Below are 9,475 nucleotides of genomic sequence, written 5' to 3' on the forward strand. Positions count from 1 at the left end.
CATGGAATATCGGATGGCATACCTCATTGAACATTAATTTGTTTTTTTACTGTCCGTTTTATTTGGTGCTTGACACTCAAGCATGAGCGTTTCCTTTTTTTTGTATTTTACAAGCTTTGTTATAATTACCATGTAAAGTAATGAACGAGCTTAAAGATACCAAGGACAAGTATAACTATACCGAGGAGTGTCCAAAGTGCTATTGCACCCCATAATGGCGTAAGCAAAAGCATGAAACCTGCAACTACGCTTAAGACCCCAGAGAGAATAGTCCATGGTTTAGAGGGGGAATAAGGCACATAACTAAAAGAGACAAAGCCTTCTGTTATCCAAGTAAAGCCCACTAAAATTCCGATAATAATAAACAAAGTAGCTGTGGCAGCTGCTAGATTAATCAATGAAAACAGTCCTGCAATCACGTAAATTGTTCCTAAAAGAAAATGTCCAAATCTGGACCAAAAATTTTCATTCATCAATGAAAAAATAGAAACAAGATAAAAAATCCCAATTAAAATAAAGGAAATTCCAATCAAAACAGTTCCCACCTGCGCTGTACGTCCAGGCCAGAAGAGAATAAGCAAGCCAATAAGTGTTGAAATTAAGCCGTTTATCCCGACATTTTTACGTAGCCTTTTTGAAAAATTTTCAGAAAACATTTTAATACCCCTTTCTTTTCTGATAACTTAATTATAACTCATTTTTTTAAAAGAGTGGGAAATTGATGTAATTGTTTTATTATTGACATTCTTAGAGAGGAGAATTATACTTAAAGTAAGTCAAGCGTTTAAGGAGAAAAAATGCAAATATCAAGTCGCTTTACGATTGCTCTTCACATTTTTGCTTGTATTCATACATATGAAGGAGAGCGCAAGATAACCAGTGATTTTCTGGCAAGCAGTATCAATGTCAATCCCGTCATCATCAGAAAAGTGCTTCAACAATTAAAAGCCAAAGAACTGGTAACAGTGGCTCGAGGAAGTGGAGGGGCAAGAATTGCAAAGCCGGTTGAGGAAATAAGTTTATTTGATGTTTATAAAGCAGTTGAGGCTGTGAGCCAAAAAGGACTTTTTCATTTTCATGAGCATCCCAACTTAGATTGTGCTGTGGGAAAAAATATCCATCAGGTTCTTGACGTTAAACTTGATAGGATTCAAAACGCCATGGAAGAACAAATGAAAGCGATAAGCCTGCAAGAAGTTCTTACGGATATTGAGCATTGCATAGCGATAAACCCTTAAAAAAAACTGAATAATTGACTTTTTCTATTGGCTTATATAAAATTGACTTGTAACAGAAGAAGTTACAACAAAATGATGGTGGAGGTTGATTTATGAAATTAGCAGTAGTTGCAGCAAATGGTAAAGTTGGTCGACTGATTGTACAAGAGGCAGTAGATAGAGGAATAGACGTTACAGCTATTGTCCGTAGCGAGAACAAAACAGCAGCTCAGTCTGTACTGGAAAAAGACTTATTTGATTTGACTAAAGAAGATGTCAAAAATTTTGATGTTATTATTGATGCTTTTGGTATTTGGGCTGAGGACAGTCTTGAACAACATACGGCTTCGGTTCAGCACCTTGCGGATTTAGTGGAAAATACAGACAAGCGATTGCTGGTTGTCGGTGGTGCAGGAAGTCTGTATCTTAATCCCGAACATAGCCTTCAACTTTACCAGTCAGAGAACTTTCCAGAAGCCTTTAAGTCTTTAGCTGCCGCTATGGCTGAATCTTTGGCAGCATTAAGAAAACGGGACAATGTTAAGTGGACTTATGTGAGTCCAGCAATTGACTTCCGACCAGAAGGAGAAAAGACAGGAGATTATGTTGTTGCTGGTGAGGAGCTCACAATGAATGCCAAGGGCGAGAGTATTATTAGTTATGCGGATTACGCCAAAGCGATGATTAATATTGCTCTTGAGGAAAATTATGTCGGACAACGTATCAGTGTTTTTCAAAAATAAAAGGGATTTTCTTGAAAAATCTCTTTTATTTTTTACATATGAAATAGCGAACAAAATGTTTGACCTTTACTGACCAAAGGAGTATAATTAAGAGGTGGTAAGAAAAATGAGAAAATTACTACATTACTATGAAATGAATCGAGGTGCATTATGGACATCGAAAAAATGACAACAAGTATGCAAAAATCACTTTATGAAGCGCAACAAATTGCGCAAACTCGCCATCATCAAGTGATCGAAATTCCACATTTATGGCGAATATTTGTAGAACCCAATAGTTTTGCTTATAATTTTTACAAAGATTTAGGCATCAATATTGATGAATTTACAAAAATTATTGAAAATGAAATAGATAAAATTTCTTCTGTTGAAGGGAGCAATATCACTTATGGCCAAAACATAAGTTCAGATCTTTTTAGTCTTTTTAGTGCAGCGGATAAGATTGCTAAGGAGATGGGAGATGAGTATCTCTCGACAGAGATTGTACTGCTGGCACTTTTTGACTTAAAGCAAAATCCTTTAACAAAATATTTAGTCAGTCATGGACTTAATAAAGAAAAAACAAAATCAGCAATTGAAAATTTACGTGGAGGTGATAAAGTGACAAATCAAAATACAGAAGATACATACAAAGCACTTGAAAAATACGGCGTTGATCTCGTTGCTCAAGTAAAAGCAGGCAAACAAGATCCTGTAATTGGACGTGATGAAGAAATTCGTGATATCATCCGCGTCTTGTCCCGTAAAACAAAAAACAACCCCGTTCTGATTGGTGAACCGGGTGTGGGTAAAACAGCCATTGTTGAAGGACTTGCGCAACGTATCGTTCGTAAAGATGTACCAGAAAATCTAAAAGATAAAACCGTTTTCTCTTTGGACATGGGGGCACTTATTGCCGGTGCTAAATACCGTGGTGAATTTGAAGAACGTCTAAAAGCGGTACTTAATGAAGTGAAAAAGTCTGACGGACAAATTATCCTTTTCATCGACGAACTTCACACGATCGTAGGTGCTGGTAAGACTGAAGGTTCAATGGATGCGGGTAACCTTTTGAAACCAATGCTTGCACGTGGTGAATTGCACTTAATTGGTGCTACAACTTTGGATGAATACCGCAAATATATGGAAACTGACAAGGCTTTGGAACGCCGTTTCCAAAAAGTTCTGGTTACTGAACCCACAGTTGAAGATACAATTTCTATTCTTCGTGGTTTGAAAGAACGTTTCGAAATTCACCACGGTGTAACCATTCATGATAATGCCTTAGTTGCCGCAGCAACCCTTTCAAACCGCTATATTACAGATCGTTTCCTCCCTGACAAAGCGATTGACTTGGTGGACGAAGCCAGCGCAACTATTCGCGTAGAAATGAACTCTTTACCTACAGAGCTTGACCAAGCCAATCGCCGTCTCATGCAGTTGGAAATCGAAGAAGCAGCGCTTAAAAAAGAAAATGATGATGCTTCTAAGAAACGTTTGAATATTATCCGTGAAGAGATTGCTGAATTACGTGAGGAAAACAACCAACTTAAAGCGCAATGGGAAGCTGAAAAGAAGGAAATCGGTAATATTTCCGAAAAAAGAAATGAGCTGGAACGTGCCCGTCATGAACTTGAAGAAGCACAAAATGAAGGCGATTTTGAAAAAGCAGCTGCATTGCGTTATGGTAAAATTCCTGAAATCGAAAAAGCACTGAAAGACCTTGAAAGTAAAGCAAAATCAGATGATCTCAGTCTGGTGCAAGAATCTGTTACTGAGGAACAAATTGCGGAAGTGGTTGGTCGTATGACAGGTATTCCTGTAACGAAACTAGTGGCAGGAGAACGTGAAAAACTGCTTCATCTGCCAGAAACCTTACATCAACGTGTTGTTGGGCAATATGAAGCGGTAGAAGCTGTATCTGATGCTATCATTCGTGCCCGTGCAGGTATCCAAGATCCTAACCGTCCTCTAGGTTCATTCCTCTTTTTAGGTCCAACTGGTGTTGGTAAGACAGAACTGGCTAAAGCTTTAGCTGAAAATCTGTTTGACTCCGAAGAACATATGGTTCGGATTGATATGAGTGAGTATATGGAAAAACATAGTGTTTCACGTCTTGTCGGAGCTCCTCCGGGATATGTTGGCCATGATGAAGGGGGACAATTGACTGAAGCTGTTCGCCGTAACCCCTATACGATTATTCTGCTTGATGAAATTGAAAAGGCGCATCCAGATGTCTTCAATATTCTTTTGCAAGTTCTGGATGATGGCCGTTTGACTGATTCTAAAGGTGTCTTGGTTGACTTTAAGAACACCGTCTTGATTATGACATCAAATGTTGGTTCACAATATTTGCTGGATAATGTTGGTGATAAGGGCGAAATCTCTGAAGAAACAACTGAAGAAGTGATGAAGCAGTTGCGCATGCACTTCAAGCCAGAATTTCTCAACCGTATTGATGACACTATTCTCTTTAAACCACTGTCACTTGATAACATCAAGAATATTATTGTGAAGATGACCAGTCAATTGACACAACGTCTTGAAGATATGTCCGTTGAACTTGAACTCAGTGAAGAAGTGAAAACATGGATTGCTGAAAACGCTTATGAACCTGCCTATGGTGCGCGTCCATTAAAACGTTATCTGACAAAGGTTATCGAAAATCCTCTTGCTAAATTAATCATTGCGGGCAAGATTCCACCTAAAACTAAAGTTTTAGTTAAACTTACTGACAATAAAGTGGACTTTGATATTTTGCCTGCCTCTGAATAATCAATACTTAAAATAAAGGAAGAAGCCCGAACATTTTGGGCTTTTTTCATACAGTAAAAAGTATTTTATAGTATTTAAAAATTTTGAAAGGCTTCTGATATGTGAGCTCCGCAGGAATTTTTGCAAAAGTAGTAGATTCTCTCTTGAATTTCCAGATAATTCTTGACAATTTATAGTCTTTAGAGGTAGAATGTAGACACTATAGGATACAAGAAGGAGTCTCTCATGGAAAAAACATTCTTTATTATTAAGCCTGATGGAGTTCGACGCGGCTTAGTGGGTGAAGTTTTGAAACGTATTGAACAACGCGGTTTACAGCTGGATAGATTAGAGCTGCGCACCGCTCCAGATGAGTCTTTGATTGACAAACATTATGAAGCCTTAGTAGATAAAGATTTTTATCCTAATCTTCGTAATTACATGACTTCTGGTCCTCTTGTCGTTGGCGTAATATCTGGTTCAGAAGCCATCTCTTGTTGGCGTACAATGATGGGTGCGACAAACCCCGCACAAGCTCAACCCGGGACTATTCGTGGAGACTTTGCGCAATCACCTGAAAAAGGCAAAGCCATTGAAAACATCGTCCATGGCTCAGACTCACCCGAATCTGCAGAGCGTGAAATTGCGCTCTGGTTTTCATAAAGAAAAAATTAATTTTCAAGAGCAAAGGCTTTCTGACTGGGGTTGAGCTATATAGCTGTAAGAACCAGAAGAAGGTCTTTTTGTGTCCACTTTTTATCAAGGGAGAAAAGGAAATATGAAAGAATTTTGGAGACTTCATCCGGCGATAAGGATTCGTCTGCTGATGAATTTTTTAGGGACCCTCTGCTTTAGTACAGTAGGGGGATCAATGACTATTTATTACAACAAGTATATGGGGGCAGGAGTTACAGGTTTCCTCCTTATTATAAGTTCTATTGTAGTTTTTTTAGTGGGACTTTATGCTGGACATTTGACGGATATGAAAGGAAGACGGCCAGTGATGTTATTTTCGACAGCACTTACAGCAGTGGGCGCAGCTCTGGCTACTTTTTCTAACTCTAGTTTTTATTTTAATCCCTGGCTTACTTTTCTGGGATTTTTGATTGAGAATTTTGGCTTTGGTTTTTTTAACACAGCAAGCCAAGCCATGATTGTTGACTTAACGACCAGTGAAAATCGAAGAACAGTTTATAGTATCCAATACTGGGTGATTAACTTTGCGATTATGATAGGTTCTGGTCTCTCTGCATGGTTCTTTAGAGATTATCTGGTTTGGCTTTTGCTCGCTATTACTGTTGAGGAAATTTTGAGCTTTATCGTAATCTTTTTTTGGATTGAGGAATCTTTTGACTCTCAACAACAAAGTAAGACAGAAACACCTAATATTATTCAAGCTTATTTATTTGTAGCAAAAGACCATATTTTTATGTACTACCTTTTTGCTTCAGTCTTTATTTCGATGATGTTTAATCAAGTCGATTATTACCTGCCTGTACATCTTAGCGATAGTTTTTTGTCCACAAGAATTTTTGGAGTAGAAGTTTATGGTCAAAGAATGTTAACCATGTTTCTTTTGATTAATACATTAATCATCATCCTTTTCATGGGAAGGATAAATCATTTAACGAGAAACTGGTCACGCCGTACAGGTATAGGATTAGGCATCCTTATACAGGGGCTGGGATTTATTCTTGCCTTTTTGGGAAAGAATCTGGTCTGGGAAGTTATTGCTGCAGTAGTGGTAACCTTAGGGGAAATGATTCTTATACCGTTTTCTCAGTCTTTAAGGGCAGATCTTATGGAGGGGGAGCATGTCGGAACATATACGGGAGCATTTTCTGTGACTCAGCCTATAGCTGCGGTCCTTTCAGGGCTCTTAGTATCTCTGTCAGCATTTTATGGAAATGTAGGTATGGCTCTTTTCATGATTGTCATTACACTGTTAGGGATTTTTCCTGCATTACGTGCTATCCGCATGCATGAAGCACTCTAGTAACTCCAAATGGAAAATAAAAAATGGAACCGCACAGTTAGAGAGCGGTTCCATTTTTTATAGGTGTCGCGTAAGTTAGACTTCTTAGTGAGTTATCAAGCCTCCGTCAGTTGTTGTTAATCAGATAGTTTCTGATGAAGAAGGGTGAGTTTTCTGTTGCCTCTATAAAGCTCAACTACAGTCCAAATTAATAAACTTAGAACTAAAATAATCAAGAGAAGAGCTGTCCCATCCGCAAGATAAGCTAGATTTTTAGGAAAGAGGCTTTCAATTTGAGCGGGTAAACCAATCAGGTTGAGGTAAGTCAGTGCAAGAACAGAAACCCAGCCAAAGAGTTGGACAATCCAATTGTTTTTAAACCTTCCCATCTCATTTTTACTGTTTGTAAGCATCAAAAGAGGGATGATTGAAAAGGGGAGAGCAAAAGCCAGAAAGACTTGAGAGTCATTCATCAAGTTATTAATGGCTTCATGCTGTTCCTTTAAGCTATAGCCGCGTGTCATTGTGACACAGATGAGGACAGGGATGACGGAAAGAAGCCGTGTGACGAGCCGACGTGCCCACATCGGCATTCGCATGTGAATGAAGCCTTCCATTATGATCTGTCCTGTCAATGTACCTGTAATGGTCGAATTTTGTCCAGAAGCCAAGAGAGCCACGGCAAATAGAGTTGAAAGTGCACCTGTTTTCGCCACGTCAGCAAGTACACCATTGCTTAAAAGAGAGGGGGTAGAAAGCGCATCATAAAGACCAAAGAAAGAAGGATCATCAATAACGCCTGTTTTAAAGACGGCTACACCCATAATCAGCAGGAGTGCATTAACGACAAAGGCCATGGTAAGTTGGATATTAGAATCCCAAGTAGAGAATCTTACAGCTCTGGCGATATCCTTTTCATCACTGTGATTGATTTTTCGACTTTGTGAAATAGAAGAATGAAGATAAAGATTATGGGGCATCACAGTTGCTCCGATAATACCCAGTGCCCCTGTTAAAGGCGTCATTCCAGCGACTGAAGGCGAAGTTGCAAAGGTCTGTGTGTTGGGGATAAATCCTTCAACGAGTTCTTTCCAGTCAGGATTAGAGAGGGCGACTTGATAAGTAAAGATAAATAAGATAACGAGAATGAGACAGACCACGAGAGCCTCGATTTTTCTAAAACCGACTTTTGTTAAAAGTAACAAAAGGAAGACATCAAATACTGTGATAAATACTGCCAGTATCAGTGGAATGTCAAAAAGTAAGTAAAGCGCAATTGCCGCCCCAATAACTTCCGCAATATCGGTTGCCATAATTGCTAGCTCTGTCAACACCCATAGAATAATTCCTAAGACTTTGCTGGTACGTGCGCGAATAGCTTGTGCGAGATCCATCTGACTAACAATCCCAAGCTTGGCTGACATATATTGAAGAAGCATAGCAATCAAGCTAGACATCAAAATAACCGAGATTAACAAATATTGGAAGTTTTGTCCTCCTGTAATCGAAGTGGACCAGTTTCCTGGATCCATATAACCTACGGCAACCAAAGCTCCTGGGCCGGAATAAGCAAGGAGTGTCCTGAAAAATTTACCCTCTTTAGGTACTTTTACCGTTCCGTTAATCTCTTGGAGTGACTTGCCATTTGTATGATAAATCAACTTATGAGGCTGATTTTTAAGAGTGTTCATATTTTCCTTTCTAAGTTGAGAGAAACTCAACCTTATTTTTTATGTAAGAGTGAAAATAGGGAGCCCTCTAGAGAGACTCTGTTCTTAAAGAGGAAGCCACACTTCCTGTTCTTTGCATTAATAATATATTTTCTTGTAAAAATTGCGGAATTACAGATATTTGACCACTGTCTTCTTTTAGGATAATCGAACCGTCTTGGAGACGTTCAAGGATACGAATAAAATGCGGAATCTTTATCTTAAGCTTGTGAAAGAAAGCTTTAGCGTCTGAATCTAACGTTGTGATGTAGTAACTCTTATCTTCCTCGGCGTGAGATAAGGGAATTTCCACTTCATCTTTTTTCCAAAAAACCTCGGAAGGAATAGTTGAACCATGTGGATCAGTTACTGGGTAATCCAGCAAAGCATAGAGATATTCCACAAGTTTGGGAGAAGAAGCATGTTCTAGATTTTCTGCTTCTTCATGCACTTCCTCAGTAGAGTAACCTAATTTATCAACTAAAAAGGTTTCCCAGACACGATGACTTTTAATGATAAAACGAGCCTGAGCATGACCTTGTTCGGACAAATTAACCCCATGATAAGGTTCATAAAGTACGAGTCCTTTTTTAGACAGTCTTTTAATCATCTCCGTTGCGCTAGGAGCTGCAACGGACAATTTTTTTGCGACCAACTGAATACTTACTATAGACTCATCGCTTAAGCCTTCTAATGTATAAATGGCTTTCAGGTAGTCCTGTTCATTTTTTGTTAATTTTAGCACCTAGTTTCTCCTCACATATGTTGTAACAAAAACATTATAGCACCTCCTTATTTATTTTTCAATAATATAAGGTTACCCTAATAAGCTGGTTTGCCAGTTTCCAAAAATAAGAGACAGGTTTTTGCTTCCTTCCTCACATCCTATGTCTTCTTTTTTTACAATATCATTTTGAATTTGATAAGCAAAAGATTACAATGGTATAATATAATATGTATATTGTGTTACTTTGTGTGCACAAAATACTTGACGAGGAAAAGGCCATGCTCTATAATCAGGCAGCACAGCACAGCACAGCACAGCACAGCACAGCACAGCACAGCACAGCACAGCACAGCACAGCACAGCACAGCACA

8 protein-coding genes are annotated in these 9,475 nt (G+C 38.7%); 5 read left to right on the plus strand and 3 right to left on the minus strand.

Annotated features, from left to right (window positions below):
* Nucleotides 1-125 precede the first annotated feature (125 nt).
* Nucleotides 126-656, minus strand: a complete 531-nt coding sequence (locus NFR51_RS10310) for an HdeD family acid-resistance protein (RefSeq protein WP_202230765.1) — start codon at nucleotides 654-656, stop codon at nucleotides 126-128.
* A gap of 141 nt (nucleotides 657-797) precedes the next feature.
* On the opposite strand from NFR51_RS10310, the gene NFR51_RS10315 reads away from it, so the two are divergent.
* The 5 genes from NFR51_RS10315 to NFR51_RS10335 all read left to right on the plus strand — a co-directional run bounded on the left by NFR51_RS10315 (nucleotide 798) and on the right by NFR51_RS10335 (nucleotide 6,689).
* Nucleotides 798-1,238, plus strand: a complete 441-nt coding sequence (locus NFR51_RS10315) for an Rrf2 family transcriptional regulator (protein WP_251713570.1) — start codon at nucleotides 798-800, stop codon at nucleotides 1,236-1,238.
* A gap of 92 nt (nucleotides 1,239-1,330) precedes the next feature.
* On the plus strand, nucleotides 1,331-1,960 hold the full coding sequence (locus tag NFR51_RS10320; protein WP_251713571.1) for an NAD(P)-dependent oxidoreductase: 630 nt from the start codon (nucleotides 1,331-1,333) through the stop codon (nucleotides 1,958-1,960).
* 150 nt (nucleotides 1,961-2,110) lie between these two features.
* On the plus strand, nucleotides 2,111-4,714 hold the full coding sequence (gene clpB / locus NFR51_RS10325; RefSeq protein ID WP_251713572.1) for an ATP-dependent chaperone ClpB: 2,604 nt from the start codon (nucleotides 2,111-2,113) through the stop codon (nucleotides 4,712-4,714).
* A 225-nt stretch (nucleotides 4,715-4,939) separates the two neighbouring features.
* Complete coding sequence (ndk, locus tag NFR51_RS10330) at nucleotides 4,940-5,356, plus strand: nucleoside-diphosphate kinase (RefSeq protein WP_251713573.1); 417 nt, start codon at nucleotides 4,940-4,942, stop codon at nucleotides 5,354-5,356.
* Nucleotides 5,357-5,471: 115 nt separating this feature from the next.
* Nucleotides 5,472-6,689: an MDR family MFS transporter gene (locus NFR51_RS10335; RefSeq protein ID WP_251713574.1), complete on the plus strand. Its 1,218-nt coding sequence runs from the start codon at nucleotides 5,472-5,474 to the stop codon at nucleotides 6,687-6,689.
* Between the two features lie 116 nt (nucleotides 6,690-6,805).
* Here the strand turns inward: NFR51_RS10335 and NFR51_RS10340 are convergent, their stop codons facing one another.
* Entirely contained in the window at nucleotides 6,806-8,359 is a 1,554-nt protein-coding gene (locus tag NFR51_RS10340) for an Nramp family divalent metal transporter (protein ID WP_251713575.1), read from the minus strand.
* Between the two features lie 67 nt (nucleotides 8,360-8,426).
* Entirely contained in the window at nucleotides 8,427-9,122 is a 696-nt protein-coding gene (locus NFR51_RS10345) for a metal-dependent transcriptional regulator (protein ID WP_251713576.1), read from the minus strand.
* Nucleotides 9,123-9,475: the final 353 nt, after the last annotated feature.

Origin of the sequence: Lactococcus ileimucosae (assembly GCF_943193185.1) — a bacterium.
GTDB classification, from domain to species: Bacteria; Bacillota; Bacilli; order Lactobacillales; family Streptococcaceae; genus Lactococcus; species Lactococcus ileimucosae.

What these genes read in the sequence shown, in the direction of transcription:
- clpB (WP_251713572.1), top strand. Translation starts at nt 2,111, where the DNA reads ATGGACATCGAAAAAATGACAACAAGTATGCAAAAATCACTTTATGAA.
- NFR51_RS10310 (WP_202230765.1), bottom strand. Translation starts at nt 656, where the DNA reads ATGTTTTCTGAAAATTTTTCAAAAAGGCTACGTAAAAATGTCGGGATA.
- NFR51_RS10335 (WP_251713574.1), top strand. Translation starts at nt 5,472, where the DNA reads ATGAAAGAATTTTGGAGACTTCATCCGGCGATAAGGATTCGTCTGCTG.
- ndk (WP_251713573.1), top strand. Translation starts at nt 4,940, where the DNA reads ATGGAAAAAACATTCTTTATTATTAAGCCTGATGGAGTTCGACGCGGC.
- NFR51_RS10320 (WP_251713571.1), top strand. Translation starts at nt 1,331, where the DNA reads ATGAAATTAGCAGTAGTTGCAGCAAATGGTAAAGTTGGTCGACTGATT.
- NFR51_RS10340 (WP_251713575.1), bottom strand. Translation starts at nt 8,359, where the DNA reads ATGAACACTCTTAAAAATCAGCCTCATAAGTTGATTTATCATACAAAT.
- NFR51_RS10315 (WP_251713570.1), top strand. Translation starts at nt 798, where the DNA reads ATGCAAATATCAAGTCGCTTTACGATTGCTCTTCACATTTTTGCTTGT.